Raw genomic sequence first — 18,077 nt, 5'->3', positions numbered from 1 at the left:
TCCGTGCTGGGGCGCCGCACGAGCGGCTGGGACGGATGCTGCGCGTCGGTTCAGACGACGGTGGACACGATGAAAGCGGCCCCGGTGGCATCGACGAGCGCCGCCATCCGGCCGTACGGGGAATCGTATGGCGCCTCGGTGACCCGCCCGCCGAGTTCCAGGGCGTGACCGACGGTCCGGTCGGTGTCCTTCACTCCGAAGTAGACCTGCCAACGCGAGGGCGTCGCATCTGTGCGTGAACCGGCGTCGAAGATGCCTGCGAGCTCGTGATCGCCATCGACGAGGAGTTCGTAACGGAAGTCGTCCGTGTCGCTCAACGGTCGGGTCGACCACCCGAACGCACGGCGATAGAACGACAGCGCCGCGTCGAAGTCATCGGCGTACAGCTCGTGCCAGACGGGCGACCCGACCTCTCCGTGCGCCTCGAAGCCATCGTGGCCACTGCCCTGCCAACTGCCGATCGTGCCGCCGGTCGGATCCACGGCGACCCCCATCACCCCCATGTCCGGGATGTCCATGGGCGTGAACAGGTTGCGACCCCCGGCGTCGATCACCGACTGCGCGGTGGCGGCCGCATCGGCGGTGTGCAGGTAGGTGGTCCAGGCATCCGGCGTCCCCTCCGCCCCCGGCATCTTCCCGGCCAGCCCAGCGACGGCGAAATCGTTCTTGCTGAACGTCACGTAGCCGCCGTACCGCTCGCCGCCACGTGTCGCCTCCCAATCGAACAGCTCGCGATAGAAGTCGATCGACCGATCGAGGTCCGAACTCGACAGGTCAACCCATCGCGGTTGGCCCTGCACCCAGACGGTTCCAGCCATGCGCATCTCCCCTGCTCGGCGACGCCTCCGACCCTACGCCGCCCGTCCGACGGCCGGAAGGCGTTCGCGTGAAGAGCCGCTCACCGCAACGCGTAGCCCGCGCACACCTCGAGCACGCAGAGGGCGGCGAGCCGGACCGTCCGCGCGTCGGGGGCGTCCGCTGTCGCGTCGATCTCGGCGATGTCGAACGAGCGAACCCGGTCGTCCATCGCGGCGAGCCGCACGAGCGAGCGGAGCTCCCACGCGGCGATGCCGCCGGGTACGGACGCCGGACACGCCGGAACCACCGCGCGGTCGCAGACGTCCATGTCGATGTCGACGTGAATCGGACCGCCAGCGGATCCTGCGACCTCGAGCGCCTCCTCCATCACGTCACGCAGGGGGCGGCCGTGCAGTTCGTCGCGATGCACCACGGTGATGCCGAAGTCCGCTGCGCGCTGGGCGTACTCGCGCGAGTTCGCGAAGTCCTGGATGCCGATCTGAACGACGCGCGAGCCCGCCAGACCGGCCTCGATGAGCTGGCGCACCGGCGAGCCGTTCGACTCGCCGTCGCGGAGGTCGTGGTGGGCGTCCACTGTGATGAGGCCGGCGGAGCCCAGGCCCTCACCCCAGACACCCAGCGCCGTCGGGAACGTCAGCGCGTTATCGCCGCCGAGCGCGATGAGCACGCGGGAGACGTCGGCAGCGTCCGCCACGGCCGCGATCGCCTCCGCCTGGCCGACGTCGCCGTCGGGCTCCCGCACGTCACCGAAGTCGGCATGAGCCAGGTCGCGGATCAGCTCCTGCCCCGCCGCGGCACGCGACTCCGCCGACCGATCGGGCGCGAGCGATGGACTGTAACGCCGCAACGCCGCACGGATGGCGGCCGGCGTCTCGTACGCCTTCGTCGGCGAGAGGGAGGTCTGCCAGGTCGGCACGCCGACGATGCCAACGTCGACGCGCGTGCCCGGCTCGAGGCTGTCAGCTGCTGGCCACCCGCCGGCCCTGGGCCAGAGCGGGTCATCGGGGAGCGCGTCGTCGGTCACGCATTCGACGCTACCGCTCCCGCCAGCAGGCCGCGACGCCGGGGTGCGGCCGAGAACGCAGGACCACAGCGGTCATAGCCGCATATCGCAGCCATCGGCGGCCTGGTCCTGCGTTCTTCTAGCCCTTGTCGCCGCCCTCGGACGTGGACATGATCCGCCGTTGGAAGATGAAGAACAATACGGCGACCGGGATCGACATGAGCACGGCAGCGCCCAGCTGCAGCGGATACTGGTTGCCCGATCCGAGCTGCCCGGATGTCAGCGTCGCCACGCCGGTCGTGAGGGTGTTGAGCGACTGGCTCTGCCTCGAGATGATGAAGTGGGCGAACTCGTTCCACGACCCCTGGAAGCTCAGGATGAACAGTGTGATGAGAGCTGGTCGCGCCATGGGCAGGACGATCTGCCAGAACGTGCGGAACACCCCTGCCCCGTCGATGCGCGCTGCCTCCTCTACGCTCACGGGGATCGACTCGAAGAACTGCTTCATGATGAAGATGCCCGCCGCGTCGATGATCAGCGGGATGATCATGCCGGCGTAGCTGTCGTAGAGCCCGAGCTGCTTCAGCACGAGGAACCGCGGGATGAGGAGCACGACGTTGGGCACCGCCATGACAGCGATCAGCGATGCGAACACGAAGGCCCGACCGCGAAAGCGCAACCGAGCCAGTGCGTACCCGGCCAGCGAGTCGAAGAACACCCGGCCCGCGGTGACGCACACCGTCACGAAGGCCGAATTGAACGTCCAGAGCGGCAGCGGGACCTCCGTGAACAGGCGCTGGTACGCGGTGAATGACCAGGTCTGCGGCAGAAGTGAGAGGGGATTCTGGGTGGCGTCGGCATCCGTCTTGAAGCTGCCCGAGATGGAGATGAGGAACGGGTAGATGTAGATGAGCGCCAAGATGACCAGCACCAGGTAGGTGACGGCGATTCCGGTGATGACGCGCGTCGGAATGCGGCGGCGGCGGGGTAGCGGCCGGGCTGCGCCATCCGTCGACGGGCCGGTGGAGGTGTCGATCGTCGCGGTCATGACGTCACCCCTTTTCCAGCGGTGGAGAGTTTCACGTCGGCGGGGGCCTCGGTCGGACCGTCGGCCGGTGGCCCTCCTCGGCGCCGGCGACGAAGCTCGCGCCTCTCGCGCGCATCGTCACGGTCGCGCAACACAAACCGCTGGAGCAGCGTGAAGAACACGATGATGCCGAACAGGATGAACGAGATGGCCGCACCCCTGCCCCACTTGAGATCCTCGAACGATGTCTGGTAGGCGAGATAGGCGGGCGTCAGCAAGGTCTTGCCGGGCGCGCCCCCACCCGTGAGATAGATCTGGTCGAACACCTGCCACGTACCGATGAGCCCGAGCGTGAGGACGGTGAACACCGTGGGCTTGAGCAGGGGGAGCGTGATGGAGAAGAACGAGCGGATGCCGCCGGCACCATCCATCGTTGCCGCCTCCTCGATCTCGCTTCCCACATTCTGGAGCGCCGCGAGGAAGAGCAGCATGAAGGTGCCGGACGTGGTGAAGATCGCCAGGATGATGAGCACGCACATGGCGACGGATGGTCCACTGAGCCAGTTCCACCAGGTGACACCGAGCGGGCCGGTGCCCGCTAATGCATCGGGTGTTCCGTCCACTCCAGCCGCACCGAAGATCAGGTGCAGGATGCCGCGCGGGTCGGAGAACCAGTTCGGGCCGTTGACGCCGAACCAGCCGAGAACGGCGTTGACGGCTCCCGACGAGGTGAACAGGAACAAGAAGATCGTGGTAATGGCGATGGAACTCGTGACCGAGGGAAAGTAGAACGACGTCCGGAAGAAGCCCTTCCCGCGGAGGATCCGCCGATTGACCTGCACGGCGAGGAACATGGCCAGCGCGGTCTGCAGCGGCACCACGAGAAGCACGTAGTAGAGGTTGTTGCGGATGGCCGTGCCGAAGTCGCGCTGGGCGAGACCCGACTCGACCAGCACCTTGGAGTAGTTCTCACCGCCGACGAAACCGGAGTTGCCCAGCGGGGAGCCCAGGCCGTTCCAGTCGCTGAAGCTGACGAACAATGCCAGCGCGATCGGCAGAACGACGAACACGCCGATGATGATGACGGCGGGCGCCATGAACGTCCAGCCGTACCGGGCCTCGGGCCCGCGGATACCTCGCGCCATGATCGCTCCTCGCTTCTCGCACACGCCGCCGCGCCGACGGTGCCACGTCGCGCATCCGAAGACGCCGGATGCGCGACAGGGCACCGATCGCAGAAGCTACTTGCCGTTGGCCTCGTCGAGCGCCGACTGCAGCTCGGTCTGGAATGACTTGAGCATCGCCTCAGGATCGGCGCCGGTGGCGAGACCCTCGAGTTGCGAGTTGAAGTCGGTGATGACCGTGGCAGCTCCGTCGAACTTGACCGGCGAGACGGCGTAGTCGGCCGAGGCGACGAACGACGCGTTCTCGGGGTACTTGTCTGCGTAGGTCTTCGACGCGGCCGTCGTCGACGGGATCACGCCGAAGGCGTCAGCGAACGCCATCTGCTGATCGTCGCTCGTGAGGAACTCGACGAGCGACTGCGCCTTCGCGGCGTTGTCGCCTCCCTTGGGGATCCCCCAGCAGTTCGTGAACGAGAACGTCGAGGACTTGTCCGGTCCCTTCGGCAGTTCGTAGGCCGCGTACTTGGTGTCGGGGTAGTCACCCTGGATGCCCTTGATCCACGGGCCCTCGATGACCATCGCGGCCTTACCCTTTCCGAGCGCCTCTCCCGACCAACCCGAGTCGATCTCGCTGGGGAACTTCAGTACGCCCTCGTCGTGGAGCTTCTTGACGTAGTCGAGTCCGGCGAGGTTCTCCTTGGAGTCGGCCTTGACCTTGTCGCCGTCGACGATCGTGCCCCCGGCCTGGTTCATGAACACACCGACACGCGCGTACTCGAGCCCGAAGGACAGTCCGACCGCACCGCCCGTGGTGAGCTTCTTCGCCACCGCCTCGAGACCGTCCCAGTCCTTCGGCACGTCGGCATCCGTCAACCCGGCCGCCTGCCACATGCCGGTGTTGATGATGAGGCCGAGCGTCGAGAAGTCCTTGGGCGCGCACGTGAAGGTCTTGTCGTAGGTGAACGTCTTCGTCAACGTGTCGATGAAGTCACCCTTGTTCGCGAGATCCTTCGCGTAGGGCTGCAGGTAGCCGTTGGCGGCGTACGTGTCGAACTGATCCCAGCCCATGTAGAACAGGTCGGGAGCGTCATCGCCCGCGAAACCCTGACTGAGCTGCTGGTTCAGGTCACTGGCCGCGACGACGTCCACCGTCGTGCTGTTCTTCTTGCCCCAGGCGCTCGCCGCATCCTGCACCGCCTTGGTCTCAGCGTCGCCGCTGGAGCCGATAAGCATCGTCAGCTTCCCGCTGCCGGAGGTCGAGCCGCCCCCGCCCGATGCCGGGGAACAGCCGGCGAGTGCGATGGCCGCGGTGGCCGCCACTCCCGCCAGCAACCACTTCGTGGTCTTCATGGTCATTCCTTTCGATTGTGATTGCCGGTCCTGGTGCTGCCGGCCTCTTCCTCGACGGGCGCCAGGTGACTCGACCGGCGAACGACAAGACGGGGTTCGATGAGGCTGTGCCGCGTCGCGGCATCCGCCTCGTCGATGGGGACGACGCGCGAGCCGTCTCCGAACAGGATCTGCAGGCTCGCCGCGGCCACCTGATCGAGGCGCTGGTCGACGCTGGAGAGGCCGACGGCACGGGCGACGGCGCTGTTGTCGAAGCCGATCACCGGGAAATGCGGATGCCCCGCCTCGCGCACGGCCATCATCGCGCCGAGGGCGAGCGAGTCGCTCACGCAGACGAGTGCCTCCACGCCTGCCTCATCGGCCAGCAGCCGCTCGATGATCTGCCGGGCGTTCGGGACCCCGTCGTCGGTTCGCCAGCTCAGGTCGGCGAGTTCGTCGCCGGCGATGCCCGCCTCTGCCATCGCCGTCGCCCAACCGTCGCGCCGCTCCTTGCCGATGCCCCAGTCATCGGGCCAGCCGAGGTAGCCGATGCGTCGGTGTCCCCGACCGAGCAGGTGGCGGGTGGCCTGACTCGTCCCCGCGAATCCGTCGACGTCCACCCACGGAACGGCGGGATCGTTGAAGTCGGAGCCCCACGGGCGTCCGAAGGTGACGAAGGGCATGTCGTGCTCGACGAGCCAGTCGATGCGGTCGTCGCGGAACGAGGTGGCGGTGAGGATGACGGCGTCGACGTCCGCTCCGTCGCGGAGCGCCCGGAACTGGTCGACCTCGTCGTGGTGGTCACGGGCGGTGAAGAGCATCATGCGCAGTCCGCGCTCCGCCGCCTTCTCGGTGAGGGCGTGCAGGTAGCGGTCGAGCACCGTCCCCGAGATGCCATTGGTCTCGGGGTCGAGGCGGATGCCGATGGTCGAACTGGTGCGCGTGCGCAGCCGGCGGGCGGAGGCGTGCGGACGGTAGCCGAGCTCGTCGATGGCAGCCTCGACTCGTCCTCGCGTGTCGGGAAGGACGATGGCGGGCGAGTTGAGCACGTTGGATACGGTTTGCCGGGAGACGCCGGCGAGGCGGGCGACGTCGGAGACCGTCGGCAGCTGCGCCATCCGGTCCTCCTCGACATCGTCGTCTGTTCGCCACGCGACCGTTTGAACGATCGAACCGGCAGGAGACGTCTCGTTATTTGATCGATCAAACCGGTGAGTGTTATGTTACCCCTGCGCTTAGCCGTGTCAATCGCCACGGTGAATCGAATGCCGCGAGGGGGCCGGATCATGTCGCAGACGCCCGCTCTGCAGCCCCTCCTTCACGAGCGTCTGGTCGTACTCGAGGCGCCCACCCAGATCTGGTGTTCACCCGATGGCTCCATCGGAGGCAGTCCCGTCGACGGCGTCTACGTATCCGACGTGCGAGTCGTGGACGAAATGCAGATCGCCGTGGACGATCGCCCGCTCGAGCACCTCAACACGGTCACGCCGACGGCATCGCGGGTGCGCTTCACGGCGCTGGCGCGCCAACTGGACGGCCCCGATCCCGACCCCGACGTGCGCGCGACCCTGCATGCCCAGGCCACCGACTCCGGGGCGACCTACCGTCTCGGCTTCCGATCACGTCTCACGGTCGATCGGCCGGCCGAGGTGCGCGTGGCCCTCCGGGCGGATGCCACGCCGATGGACGTGCTGAAATCCGGCCTCGCGCATCCGATGCAGCTGGACGTCGCACTCGCCGGCGACCGAGCAGGTTGGGAGGCCGAGGCGGTGAGTGTCCGTGCAGAGTTCGCCGAGGCGCGGGCTTCCGTCAACGGCTCGACGCTCGAGGTCGTCTGGTCGCTCGTCATCCCCGCTGAGGGAGAAATCGGCGTGTCGTGGAGCATCGAGGCCGCAATCGCCGATGCCGTCGTGCTGGCAGCAGACGACGAGCCGCCGTGGGTCGCTCCCGATCTGAGCGGCGTGGACCATCGGCTCCGCGCGTGGGTGGAACGCGCCCTCGATGATCTCGCCTGCCTCCGGCTCGTCCTTCCCGCCATCCCCGACGCCCCGTTCCTCGCGGCCGGCGCGCCGTGGTTCCTCACCCTGTTCGGGCGCGACTCGATCTGGGCAGCGCGCTTCCTCCTTCCGACGGGAACGCGGATCGCCGAGGGCACTCTGCGAGTGCTGGCCGAACTGCAGGGCCGCCGTGTCGACGTCGACACGGCCGAGCAGCCGGGAAAGATCATGCACGAGTTGCGGCGCGCGCCTCTCCACATTCCGAGCGAGCACATCGAGCTCCCTCCGCTCTACTACGGGACCGTCGACGCGACCCCCCTGTGGATCTGCCTCCTGCACGACGCCTGGCGCGCCGGACTCTCCGACGACGCTGTTCGCACCCTCCTGCCGAACCTCGTGGAAGCCCTCGAATGGATGCGCGACTTCGGCGACAGCGACGGTGACGGTCTGCTGGAGTACGTCGACGAGAGCGGGCGCGGCCTGTCCAACCAAGGCTGGAAGGACAGCGGCGACTCGGTGCAGTGGCGCGACGGCCGTCTCGCAGAAGGACCCATCGCGCTGTGCGAGGTGCAGGGGTACGCCTACGAGGCGGCCGTGCACGGCGCCGATGTCCTCGACGCCTTCGGCCGGGACGGGCGTGAATGGCGGCAGTGGGCCGAGCGGCTGCGTGCGGCGTTCCATGAGCGGTTCTGGGTCGACGACGGACGCGGTGCCTACCCGGCGATCGCCCTCGACAATGCCAAGCGCCCCGTCGACTCCCTCACGAGCAACATCGGGCACCTGCTCGGGAGCGGCCTCCTCTCACCCGAACAGGCACGCCTGATCGCCGACCGTCTGGTCTCGCCGGAACTCTCATCGGGCTTCGGGCTGCGCACGCTCTCGACCGACGCCGCCGGGTACTGGCCGCTGAGTTACCACGGCGGTGCGGTATGGGCGCACGACACCGCCATCGCCATCATGGGGTTGGTCAAAGAGGGCTTCCCCGCCGAGGCCGCTCAGCTCGCGGAAGGTCTTCTGACGGCCGCAGTCGTGTTCGACTTTCGCATGCCCGAGTTGCACAGCGGCGACCCCGCGGCGGACACCAGCGCGCCGGCGCCTTATCCCGCCGCGTGCCGGCCCCAGGCCTGGTCGGCCGCAGCCGCCATCGTCGTCCTGCACGCACTCCGCAGCTGAGTCACCCTCGTCGCACTGCTTCCGGCAAGGTGCCCGAAGAACGCAGGACCACAACCGTCATGAGCGCATATCGCAGCCATCGGCGGTCTGATCCTGCATTTGTGGGCCGACCTCACCGCTCGAAGCGTGTCGCCGGCTCGCGCAGGGCGGCGACGCGGATGCGCTCGCGGTGGTCGTCGCTCTCGAGGTCGTCCAGGTCGTCGAGCCGGCGCCACATGACCTCGGTCGCCTCGCCGTCGAGTGGCTGCGGCTCGCCCGACACGTAACGGCAGCGGAACACCAGGTCGAGGTACTGGGCGCGATCCCCGTTTCCGTATACCACCGGATCCATGACGTGCACCCAGGCGAGACTCTCGACCTCCGCCACGATGCCCGCCTCCTCGTACACCTCGCGGATGGCTCCCACGGCCGGCTCCTCGCTGGGCTCCAGGATGCCGGACACCGGCGCGAGCATGCCGTTGTCCGAGCGCCGGATGAGCAGCACCTCCTCACCGCGCAGCACGACAGCCGTGACGCCCGAGAGCCAGAGCGGCGCCGTACCGATCGCGGCGCGGAGGTCGATGATGAAGTCGGGAGTGGGCATTCCCCGAGGCTATCCGGTGGAAGGCGGCTACGACGTGGCCGGATCGGCGCGGTGGGACGGACCGTCGTCGTCCGGGGACGAGTGCCCCGACGCATCGGACGAGCGGTCCGCGGCGTCGGAGGCCGCGGGTGACGGGTCGGACGAACGGCCGGCGACCTCGACAGCGGCCGGCGTCGGAACGTCATCGACGCGCGTCGACGGATCGGGCGTAATGCCCGACCGCCGCGCCTTCTTGGTCGCCCTCCTCCCGGCGCGCGCGTCACGCTTCGCCTCACGCTGGGGCCTGCGTTCCTTGAACCCCTCCACGAGGTTGTAGAGCGTCGGCAGCACGACCAGCGTGAGCACCGTCGACGACACCAAGCCGCCGATCACGACGATCGCGAGCGGCTGCGAGATGAACCCGCCGTGCCCGGTCAGCCCGATCGCGAGCGGCAGCAGCGCGAAGATCGTGGCGAGCGCCGTCATGAGGATCGGACGCAGACGACGCGATGCACCGTGCACGACGGCCTCGTCGACGGAGAGTCCTCTCCTGCGGTACTGGTTGACGAGGTCGACGAGCACGATGGCGTTCGTCACCACGATGCCGATGAGCATCAGCACACCGATGAGCGATGCGACGCCCAGCGGGATGCCGGTGACCACCTGCAGGATGATCGCGCCCGTCGCCGCGAACGGCACCGACACGAGCAGCAGCAGCGGTTGCCGGAGCGAGCGGAACGTCGCGACCATCACGATGTAGACGATGAGGATGGCGGCGAGCAGCGCCAGACCCAACTGGCTGAACGCGTCACCCTGGCTCGCGGTCACGCCGCCGATCTTCGCCGACGCCCCTTGCGGGAGCTTCGTGTCGGCGAGAGCGGTGCTGACCGAGGCGTTGGCCGTGGCGAGGTTGTCGCCGCCCGGCGTCGCCGTGATCGTCGCCGAGCGCAGTCCCTTGACCGTGGTGACCGTGACGGGGCCGTCCGTCTGCGCGACGGTGGCGATCGAGTCGAGTCGCACCGGTCCGGCGGGGGTCGGCACCTCGAGCGCCGACAGCGTGTCGATCGACGTCGGGGGGTTGTCGGTGGCGATATAGATCTTGAGCGTCTTGTTGTCGAGCGCGACACTGCCCGCCGCCGTCGGCTGCACGGCCTGCGACACGAGACCGCCGACGGCGACCTCACTCAATCCGACAGCTGCGGCCTTCGAACGGTCGACGGTCACGGCGACGTAGGGGAGCGATGCGGCGAGGTTGCTGGTGACCTGCGTGAACGAGTCGGTCTTCTGCAACGCGCTCACGAGCGAGTCGGTGGCCTTCTGCAGGTCGGCGTCGGTGGATGCGGTGACGTCGAGCTCGATGTCGCTCGATGCGCCGAACCCGCTCGACTGCGACAGGGTGATCGTCCCCGCGCCGTCGATGGCCTTCATCTCCTTCTCGATCGTCGCCTTGAGCGCATCCTGATCGGCGTTCGGATCGGTCGTGACCGAGAACGTCGTCGCGCCGCCTCCTCCGCTGAAGGCGTCGCGCAGGGCGCTGCCGGTCGAGCCGATGGAGAGCTGCACCGTCTTGACGCCGTCGGTGTCGAGCAGCTTCTTCTCGACCGGCTTGGAGGCGTCGTCCTTGGCCTGCAGGCTCGTGCCCGGGTCGAGCTTCTGCGACACGGTCAACGTGTTCTGCCCCGTCGATCCGAGGAAGTTCGTCTTCATCAAGGGGAACAGGAAGACGGTGCCGATGAGCACGAGCACGGCGATCATGATCGTCGCGACCGAGTGCCGGAGCGTCCAGTGGATGATCGGCAGGTAGCCCTTCTGCAGGCGGGACGGATGCTCGAGCTCGTCGGCAACAGGCGCGTCGGGCGCACCGGGCTCGGTGGCGTCGACCGGCTCGTGCGCGGCCGCGTCGGCGGCATCCGTCGCCCCGGCCTCGTGCTTCTTGGCCTTCGGGGGCCGCAGGAACCAGTACGCCAGCACGGGCACGATCGTCAGCGCGACGAGGAGCGAGGAGAGCAGAGCGATGGTCACCGTCAGCGCGAACGGACGGAACAGCTCGCCGGTCACGTCGCCGACGAAGGCGATCGGCAGGAACACCGCGACGGTGGTGATGGTGGAAGCCGTGATGGCGCCGGCCACCTCGCGAACGGCGCGGACGATCGTCTCGGCGCGATCGACCCCGGCGACCAGTTGCCGCTTGATGTTCTCGATGACCACGATGGAGTCGTCGACGACGCGTCCGATCGCGATCGTCAGGGCGCCGAGCGTGATGATGTTGAGGGTGTAGCCGCTGGCCTGCATGCCGATGAAGGTGATGAGCACGCTCGTCGGGATGGAGATGACGGTCACGAGGGTCGAGCGGATCGAGAGCAGGAACACCAGGATCACGAGCACCGCGAAGACGAGGCCGAGGCCGCCCTCCTCGGCCAGCGACGAGATCGACTGCTGGATGAAAGGAGCCTGGTCGAAGACGACCGTGACCTTGGCACCCGACCCGAGCTTGTCCTCGATGTCGGGGATCTGGGCGTTCACCGACTTCGAGACGTCGACCGTGTTGGCGGACGGCAGCTTGGTCACGGCGATCGTGAGCGCCGGCTTGCCGTCCACCCGTGAGATCGAGCTCGCCGGGTCGTCCCCCTCGGCGACGGATGCGACATCTCCGATGGTCTTGACGCCGCCCGCGAAGCCCTGAGCGCTCTTGGGCACGAGCGGGAGGGCGGAGATGTCATCGACCGATCCGAGCTGCGCGCCCGACTGCACGCTGAGGGTCTTGTCGCCCTCGGTGACGGAGCCGCCCGGAATCAGTACGCCGTTCTGCTGCAGCGCATCGGTGATCGACTGCCGTGTGAGTCCGGCCGCTGCGAGCTTCGTGACGTCGGGCGTGATGGTGATGCGCTGGCCGGTCGCGCCGACGAGCGCCGCGTCATTGACGCCCTGCAGGTCCTTGACGTCGGGGATCGCGAGCTTGGTGATGTCGGCCGCGAGGGTCTTCTGGTCCTCATCGCTCGTCACTGCGAGCTGCACGACCGGCAGGTCGTCGAAGCTCCCGCTGAGCACCTGCGGCTCGACGCCGTCGGGCAGCGTCGACGCGATGCGGTTGATCGCCTGGTCGAGCTTCTGCTCGGCGGTCGCGAGGTTGGTGCCGTAGGTGAACTTGGCCGTGATGACGGACTGGTTGGTATTGCTCACCGCCGATGTGCTGTCGAGGCCCGGCACGCCCTGGATGGCGGTCTCCACCGGGGTGGACACATCGTTGTTCACGACCTCGGGCGACGCCCCCGGGTAACTCGACACGATCGCCAGCTGCGGGAACTGGATGGATGGCGCAAGCTCCTGCTTGAGGGAGTTCAGGGCGATGAATCCGAAGACGGCCGCGACGATGGTGATCAACGCGATGAGGGCACGGTTCTTCATGCTCAGAACGGCGAGGAAATGCACAGGGGATCCCTACGGAAGGAGTCGACCGCCCACCGCGGTCGCGGCGCACGGGCCGACGTCGACGGCGGTGCTCCCAGTATCGCATTGCAGTGACTGCACATTGTCGACAGAAGGCTGGGAACCGCCGTCCCTCGGGCCGGCCTTGCGTGCCACGATGGACGCATGAGCCTGCACATCACCGGAGACGACGACGCCGACCGCCTGCTGAGCGAGGACCCACTGGCCCTGCTCGTCGGCATGCTGCTCGACCAGCAGGTGCCCATGGAGACGGCGTTCGCCGGACCGGAGAAGATCCGGTCGCGGGTGGGTTCGCTCGATGCGGCCCGGCTGGCCGCCATGCCCGAGGACGACCTGCTGGCGGTGTTCAAGCAGACGCCGGCCGTCCACCGGTTCCCCGGGTCCATGGCCGGACGCGTGCAGGCATTGTGCGCCGCGATCGTCGACGACTGGGACGGCGACGCATCCGCCATCTGGACGCGTGGTGAGCCGGACGGTTCAGAGGTGCGCAAGCGCCTCGAGGCGCTGCCGGGCTTCGGGGAGCAGAAGGCGAAGATCTTCGTCGCGCTGCTGGGCAAGCAGTACGGCTTCGCGGGCGACGGATGGCGCGACGCCGCTGGCGCCTACGGCGAGGAGGGCGCGTTCCGCTCCGTGGCCGACATCGTCGACGCCGAGTCGCTCACGAAGGTGCGCGAGACCAAACGTGCCGCGAAGGCCGCCGCGAAGAAGTAGCGGCGGATCGGCCTCACACGACGGCAGCGAGGTATCCCGTTTCCGGCATGGGCGCCCGCGAGAGGCCGGACCAGGCTCGCGCGAGAGCGTCGACGGCGCGATCGGTCTCATCGGCGGTGTAGCCGATGGGCACACGGAGGAAGCGCTCGAACGCCCCGTCCACACCGAACCGCGGACCCGCGGCCACCAGCAGACCCTGAGTTCTGGCCGCGAGAGTCAGCTGCGAGCTGAGCGGAGCCCCCAAGCCCACCCACACCGAGAGTCCGCCATCGACGTGCGGAACAGTCCAGTCCGGCATCCGCTGCGCCAGGGCCTTCTCGAGGTGTCGGCGCCCAGCCCGCAGCACGGCCGTCTGACCGTCGATCACAGCTTTCCACTTCTCGCGCAGCAACTCAGCGACGATGAGTTGCTCGAGAATCGGCGTGCCGAGGTCGCCCGACGCCCGTGCAGCCACGAGCTTGCGGATGAGCGGCCGCTCGGCGCGGATCCACCCGACCCGCACGCCGCCCCACACCGTCTTCCCGACCGACCCGACCAGCACGGCCGGTCCGTACGCGGCCAACGGCAGCGGGGTCTCGGGCCGGTCGATGTCGAGCTCGGCGGTGGTTTCGTCCGCGACCACCACGGTTCCCTGCCGCTGCGCCGCGACGAGAAACCGCTCGCGTTGCTCGGGCGGCATCGTGCGCCCCGTCGGGTTGTGGAAGTCGGGCATGAGATAGGCCAGCGCCGGGTTGCTGGCACGCACGGCCTGCTGTAGCTGGGCGTCATCCCATCCCTCCTCATTGCTCACGCTGACCGGAACGATGCGCGCGCCGGCCTGCAGCATCGCCTCGTAGGCGTGGGGATAGCTGGGGGCCTCCATCAACACCCGGTCGCCGCGATCGACGAGCACGCGGGCGAGCAGCGCGATGGCGTGCTGCGCCCCGATCGTCACCATCACCTGCTCGGGGTCGGTCGGCAGCCCCCGCGATCGGTACCAGTCGGCGATCGCCTCGCGGAGGGGCGGGATTCCGATCGGATCGAACCCGCTGTGGCCGAACCAGTTCGGGAGCTGCTCCGCCGCCGAGCGCGCGGCGTCGGCGAGCTGAGGCGTGGGTGGCAGGGCGGCCTTGCTGAAGTCGAGCAGTCCGTCGCCGATGATCTGCAGGTTCGCCATCCCGCTGCCCGGAAGGCAGGCGACGGTACCGGACCCCTGCCGACTCGACGCGAAGCCGAGCTCGCGCAGGCGCCGGTACGCCGCTGTCACGGTGGTGCGGCTGAGGCCGAGTCGGTCGGCGGTCTCTCGTTCGGCGGGCAGACGGCGATCGAGCGGGATGCGACCGTCGAGGATCAGCAGTCGCACCCGATCCGCGAGCGCCTGGTAGGCGGGAACGGATGCATCGCGCCACTCGCCCAGCAGTCCGCCGAGTGCCCTCGCTGAGAGAGATGACGCAACCATCAGGCCAGTCTAGAAAGATTGGCTCTTTTCGAACAGGCCAATTGCGAGATTGGATGGAGCCATGCCCCAGAACCGTCCGGTCGATCGCCGACTCATCCGCCGCAGCCTTCAGCTGCTCGTGGGCCTGTTCCTCTACGGCATCGCCATCGCCCTCATCGTTCGAGGCGGCATCGGCGCGGCGCCGTGGGACGTCCTCACGCAGGGCATCGCGCTGCACACCGGACTGTCCTTCGGACTCATCACCGTCATCACGAGCGGCGTCGTGCTGTTGCTCTGGATTCCCCTGAAGCAGTGGCCCGGCGTGGGAACCGTGCTCAACGCCCTGCTCGTCGGCCCCTCGGCGGACCTCGGTCTCACGCTCATCCCCGCCGACCTCCCGCTCGCGGCCCGGATCGGGCTGTTCGTCGCCGGCCTCGTCCTGCTGGCGGTCGCTACCGGGCTGTACATCGGCGGCCACCTGGGGCCCGGTCCGCGCGACGGTCTGATGACGGGCATCCACCGTCGCTTCGGCGTGCGCATCTGGATCGCCCGCACGGCCATCGAGGTCGTCGTCGTCATCGCCGGCTGGCTCCTCGGCGGCAACGTGGGCTTGGGCACGCTGGTCTTCGCACTCGCGATCGGTCCGCGCTGCCAGTTCTTCATTCCGCGATTGTCGGTGCGGATGCCGCCTCGAGCCACGGAGGGGACGGATGCCGGCACCCCCGTCGGTCCCGAGCTGGAGGGGTCGGTCGATCCGTCGGAGCCGACCATCGACTCTCCCGCCGGCTGATGCGCCGTTCGCCCGCGCCCCCAAGGTTCCGGGACGCGGGCGAACGGGTGCGAGTCACAGCTCGCGGTCGGCGTAGACCGTCAGCGCATCGCGCACGAAGGCCGCGCCATCCGCTCCGCCGTAGTGGGCGGCGAAGCGATCATCCGCCACGTGCACCTCGCCGAGGCCGATGACGTAGGCCTTCGCGAGCCGCCCGTCGCCGCCACGGGGAGTACCGGGGATCGACCCCAGCCACTCCACCTGACGAGCGGCCAAAGCCTGAGCCTCGTCGCCGTCCGCCGTGACGCCACGTGCGGCCGCATCCCGCCAGTCGCCCGCGAGAGCCTCCTGGCGCTGCCGCCACTGCTGCTTCTCGTCGGCCGACATGGCGCGCCACCAGGCGTCGCTGCTCGCATATGCGTCGGCTCCCCAGCGGCTCTCGACCTCCTCCTTGTACTCGGTGTGGTCGAAGCCGTCGAACATGTTCTCTGCCATCAGTTGTTCACCTCCCTTCATGCTTCTCACGGTGTTCTCGACCGACGCGATCTGCCGCGACAGCCTGCTCTGTTCCCGACGCAGCCACTCGAGGTGCGCGCCCAACGCCGCGGGCGCATCCATCTCCCCCGAGAGAACCTCGCCGATGGCGGGCAACCCGAGTCCGAGGTCGCGCAGCAGCAGCACCCGCTGCAACCGCACGAGCGACGCCTCGTCGTAGTACCGGTAGCCGTTCGAGCCGATACGGCTCGGCTCCAGCAGCCCCACGTCGCCGTAGTGGCGCAGGGTGCGACTCGTCGTGCCGGTCAGCCGGGCGATCTCCTGAATCGACCAGTCCATCTGTCCACCTCCTCGCGTCGATGATTCGACTGTACAAGTTGACGTTGCGTCAAGGTCAAGCCGCGTCTCACACCATTTCCCGCCGACGGGTTGCGCATCCGCCTGTCGCGATATATCGTGAATCATCCGCGACGCGATATATCGCGTTTATGATTTCGTATCCACCCGGATGCCCGAGCAAGGAGTACCCATGGCCATCGAGAAGTGGCTCATCACCCCCGGACAGACCAAGGTCATCGACCTCGAGCTCGTGCGGTCGCTCAAGATCGGCCTCATCGGCGGCCGCGTCAACGTGATCGCCCACGACGAACCCGGTGCCCGTGTGGAGGTGACCTCCGTCACCGGCAAGGACCTCAAGATCGAGATCGACGGCGACAAGCTCATCGTCGACCACCCGCAGATCCGCTGGGACAACTGGATCGACATGTTCTCCGGCTTCCGCGGCAGCGCGAAGGCCGAGGTCAGCATCCTCGCCCCGCGGGATGTCGCGATCAAGCTCGGCGTCGTCAGCGCCGACGCGCTGGTCTCGGGGTTCACCAGCGACGCACGGTTGAACGCGGTGTCGGGCGACATCATCGTCGATGGCGTTACGGGCGACCTCGACCTCAACACCGTCAGCGGCGAGCTGAGCGCGGGAAACCACACCGGTCGCATCACGGCCAACACCGTCTCGGGCGCCATCACCGCGAGCGGATCCATCACCAAGTTCCGTGCCGACGGCGTCTCGGGCAGCATGGTCGTCGATTCGACCACCACGCCCTACGAGATCGTCACGAACACCGTCACCGGCAACCTGACGGCCCGCGTGCTCATGGGCAACGGGGCGAAGTACCGCATCAACACCGTCTCGGGAGCCATCCAGCTCGACGACGTGACGGTCAAGGGCACCCTCGGCAAGGGCTTCGAACGCCACGTCGGCACGCTCGACGGCACCTGGCTCGATCTGCAGGCCAACTCGGTCTCGGGCGACATCGCCGTGGTGGCACGCCGCACCGAGGGCGAGCAGCCGGTCTCGGGCGACGGATCAGCGTCCGCCGACGCACCCACGCCGACGGATGCACCCGCATCCAGCGACGCCCCCGCATCCGACTCCGCACCCACCGACGCTCCCGCATCCGACTCCTCCGCACCCACCGACGCTCCCGCATCCGACTCCTCCGCACCCACCGACGCTCCCGCATCCGACTCTCCCGTCGACGCGGCGACCGACACCGGAACGGAGGGTCGGGAATGACTCCCCCCGTCTTCGCGCATGGCAACCTGCGCCTCTACCTGCTGAGCCTGCTCGCCGAGCAGCCGCGGCACGGCTACGAACTCATCACCGCGCTCTCCGACCGCTTCGGCGGAACCTACAGCCCGAGCGCCGGAACCATCTACCCGCGCCTGGCCAAGCTCGAGGAGGAGGGCCTGGTCACCAAGACCTCCGACGGTCGCAAGACCGTCTACGAGATCACGGATGCCGGCCGGGCCGAACTCGCCGACCGCCAGCCGGAGCTCGACGCCATCGAGGATGAGCTCACCGACTCGGTGCGGCGCTTGGCCGACGAAGTCCGTTCCGGAGTGAACGAGGCCATGAAGAGCCTCCGCGCCGAACTGGCCAGCGCCAAACGCGAGGCTCGCAACACGGCGACGACCACGACGAGTGCGAACATCAACGAGCACCAGGGCTCGGTCCGGGCACTGCACGATGCCGACCTGGTGATCAACCAGTTCCGGCAGCAGCTGCGCACCGACCTGCGCCTCAGGGCAGCGCGAGGCCTCATCGCGCCCGAGAGCGTCGACCTGCTGCGGCAACGGCTCGCACAGGTGCGCGAGGACATCCTCGCCTCCCTCGGCGGAAAGTGACCGCAGCCCCTCAGGACGTG

15 protein-coding genes are annotated in these 18,077 nt (G+C 68.2%); 5 read left to right on the top strand and 10 right to left on the bottom strand.

Annotated features, from left to right (window positions below):
• Positions 1-50 precede the first annotated feature (50 nt).
• The 6 genes from E6C70_RS08010 to E6C70_RS07985 form a co-directional block, all read right to left on the bottom strand.
• A complete protein-coding gene (locus E6C70_RS08010) occupies positions 51-818 on the bottom strand; it encodes a VOC family protein (RefSeq protein WP_136424031.1) in 768 nt (255 codons plus the stop codon).
• An 80-nt stretch (positions 819-898) separates the two neighbouring features.
• A complete protein-coding gene (locus E6C70_RS08005; RefSeq protein WP_136424030.1) occupies positions 899-1,843 on the bottom strand; it encodes an arginase family protein in 945 nt (314 codons plus the stop codon).
• 118 nt (positions 1,844-1,961) lie between these two features.
• Positions 1,962-2,870, bottom strand: coding sequence for a carbohydrate ABC transporter permease (locus tag E6C70_RS08000; protein ID WP_136424029.1), 909 nt, complete (start codon positions 2,868-2,870; stop codon positions 1,962-1,964).
• Entirely contained in the window at positions 2,867-3,994 is a 1,128-nt protein-coding gene (locus E6C70_RS07995; RefSeq protein ID WP_136424028.1) for a carbohydrate ABC transporter permease, read from the bottom strand. The genes E6C70_RS08000 and E6C70_RS07995 overlap by 4 nt, the downstream gene beginning before the upstream one ends.
• Positions 3,995-4,090: 96 nt before the next feature.
• Positions 4,091-5,323 (bottom strand): sugar ABC transporter substrate-binding protein, encoded by a 1,233-nt coding sequence (locus E6C70_RS07990; RefSeq protein WP_235833346.1) that lies wholly within the window; start codon positions 5,321-5,323, stop codon positions 4,091-4,093.
• 2 nt (positions 5,324-5,325) lie between these two features.
• Entirely contained in the window at positions 5,326-6,420 is a 1,095-nt protein-coding gene (locus E6C70_RS07985) for a LacI family DNA-binding transcriptional regulator (protein ID WP_136424026.1), read from the bottom strand.
• Positions 6,421-6,588: 168 nt separating this feature from the next.
• On the opposite strand from E6C70_RS07985, the gene E6C70_RS07980 reads away from it, so the two are divergent.
• A complete protein-coding gene (locus E6C70_RS07980) occupies positions 6,589-8,472 on the top strand; it encodes an MGH1-like glycoside hydrolase domain-containing protein (protein ID WP_136424025.1) in 1,884 nt (627 codons plus the stop codon).
• Between the two features lie 112 nt (positions 8,473-8,584).
• On the opposite strand, the gene E6C70_RS07975 is transcribed toward E6C70_RS07980, so the two are convergent.
• Positions 8,585-9,055, bottom strand: coding sequence for an NUDIX hydrolase (locus E6C70_RS07975; protein ID WP_136424024.1), 471 nt, complete (start codon positions 9,053-9,055; stop codon positions 8,585-8,587).
• A 27-nt stretch (positions 9,056-9,082) separates the two neighbouring features.
• Positions 9,083-12,463, bottom strand: a complete 3,381-nt coding sequence (locus E6C70_RS07970) for an efflux RND transporter permease subunit (protein ID WP_136424023.1) — start codon at positions 12,461-12,463, stop codon at positions 9,083-9,085.
• A gap of 162 nt (positions 12,464-12,625) precedes the next feature.
• Between E6C70_RS07970 and E6C70_RS07965 the strand changes: the two genes are divergently transcribed.
• Complete coding sequence (locus E6C70_RS07965; RefSeq protein ID WP_136424022.1) at positions 12,626-13,192, top strand: HhH-GPD-type base excision DNA repair protein; 567 nt, start codon at positions 12,626-12,628, stop codon at positions 13,190-13,192.
• A 13-nt stretch (positions 13,193-13,205) separates the two neighbouring features.
• On the opposite strand, the gene yczR is transcribed toward E6C70_RS07965, so the two are convergent.
• On the bottom strand, positions 13,206-14,630 hold the full coding sequence (yczR, locus tag E6C70_RS07960; RefSeq protein ID WP_136424021.1) for a MocR-like transcription factor YczR: 1,425 nt from the start codon (positions 14,628-14,630) through the stop codon (positions 13,206-13,208).
• 61 nt (positions 14,631-14,691) lie between these two features.
• Here yczR and yczE point away from each other — a divergent pair, with 61 nt between their 5' ends.
• Positions 14,692-15,399, top strand: coding sequence for a membrane protein YczE (gene yczE / locus E6C70_RS07955; RefSeq protein WP_136424020.1), 708 nt, complete (start codon positions 14,692-14,694; stop codon positions 15,397-15,399).
• Between the two features lie 54 nt (positions 15,400-15,453).
• Here the strand turns inward: yczE and E6C70_RS07950 are convergent, their stop codons facing one another.
• Positions 15,454-16,212, bottom strand: coding sequence for a MerR family transcriptional regulator (locus E6C70_RS07950; protein WP_136424019.1), 759 nt, complete (start codon positions 16,210-16,212; stop codon positions 15,454-15,456).
• A 190-nt stretch (positions 16,213-16,402) separates the two neighbouring features.
• On the opposite strand from E6C70_RS07950, the gene E6C70_RS07945 reads away from it, so the two are divergent.
• Together E6C70_RS07945 and E6C70_RS07940 are read left to right on the top strand one after the other, a co-directional pair.
• Positions 16,403-17,446: a hypothetical protein gene (locus E6C70_RS07945; protein ID WP_235833345.1), complete on the top strand. Its 1,044-nt coding sequence runs from the start codon at positions 16,403-16,405 to the stop codon at positions 17,444-17,446.
• Positions 17,443-18,057 (top strand): PadR family transcriptional regulator, encoded by a 615-nt coding sequence (locus E6C70_RS07940; protein ID WP_136424018.1) that lies wholly within the window; start codon positions 17,443-17,445, stop codon positions 18,055-18,057. Before E6C70_RS07945 ends, E6C70_RS07940 begins: the two co-directional genes overlap by 4 nt.
• The last annotated feature ends 20 nt before the right edge of the window (positions 18,058-18,077 follow it).

Source organism: Orlajensenia flava (assembly GCF_004801905.1).
Lineage (GTDB): Bacteria > Actinomycetota > Actinomycetes > Actinomycetales > Microbacteriaceae > Orlajensenia > Orlajensenia flava.
This window is presented reverse-complemented; position numbering and strand designations above follow the sequence as displayed.

Bases quoted from the DNA above. Each gene is read 5' to 3' on its own strand.
- E6C70_RS08010 (WP_136424031.1), bottom strand. From the start codon at position 818: ATGGCTGGAACCGTCTGGGTGCAGGGCCAACCGCGATGGGTTGACCTG.
- E6C70_RS07945 (WP_235833345.1), top strand. From the start codon at position 16,403: ATGGCCATCGAGAAGTGGCTCATCACCCCCGGACAGACCAAGGTCATC.
- E6C70_RS07995 (WP_136424028.1), bottom strand. From the start codon at position 3,994: ATGGCGCGAGGTATCCGCGGGCCCGAGGCCCGGTACGGCTGGACGTTC.
- E6C70_RS07990 (WP_235833346.1), bottom strand. From the start codon at position 5,323: ATGAAGACCACGAAGTGGTTGCTGGCGGGAGTGGCGGCCACCGCGGCC.
- E6C70_RS07985 (WP_136424026.1), bottom strand. From the start codon at position 6,420: ATGGCGCAGCTGCCGACGGTCTCCGACGTCGCCCGCCTCGCCGGCGTC.
- E6C70_RS07950 (WP_136424019.1), bottom strand. From the start codon at position 16,212: ATGGACTGGTCGATTCAGGAGATCGCCCGGCTGACCGGCACGACGAGT.
- E6C70_RS07975 (WP_136424024.1), bottom strand. From the start codon at position 9,055: ATGCCCACTCCCGACTTCATCATCGACCTCCGCGCCGCGATCGGTACG.
- yczE (WP_136424020.1), top strand. From the start codon at position 14,692: ATGCCCCAGAACCGTCCGGTCGATCGCCGACTCATCCGCCGCAGCCTT.
- E6C70_RS07965 (WP_136424022.1), top strand. From the start codon at position 12,626: ATGAGCCTGCACATCACCGGAGACGACGACGCCGACCGCCTGCTGAGC.
- yczR (WP_136424021.1), bottom strand. From the start codon at position 14,630: ATGGTTGCGTCATCTCTCTCAGCGAGGGCACTCGGCGGACTGCTGGGC.
- E6C70_RS08000 (WP_136424029.1), bottom strand. From the start codon at position 2,870: ATGACCGCGACGATCGACACCTCCACCGGCCCGTCGACGGATGGCGCA.
- E6C70_RS07940 (WP_136424018.1), top strand. From the start codon at position 17,443: ATGACTCCCCCCGTCTTCGCGCATGGCAACCTGCGCCTCTACCTGCTG.
- E6C70_RS07980 (WP_136424025.1), top strand. From the start codon at position 6,589: ATGTCGCAGACGCCCGCTCTGCAGCCCCTCCTTCACGAGCGTCTGGTC.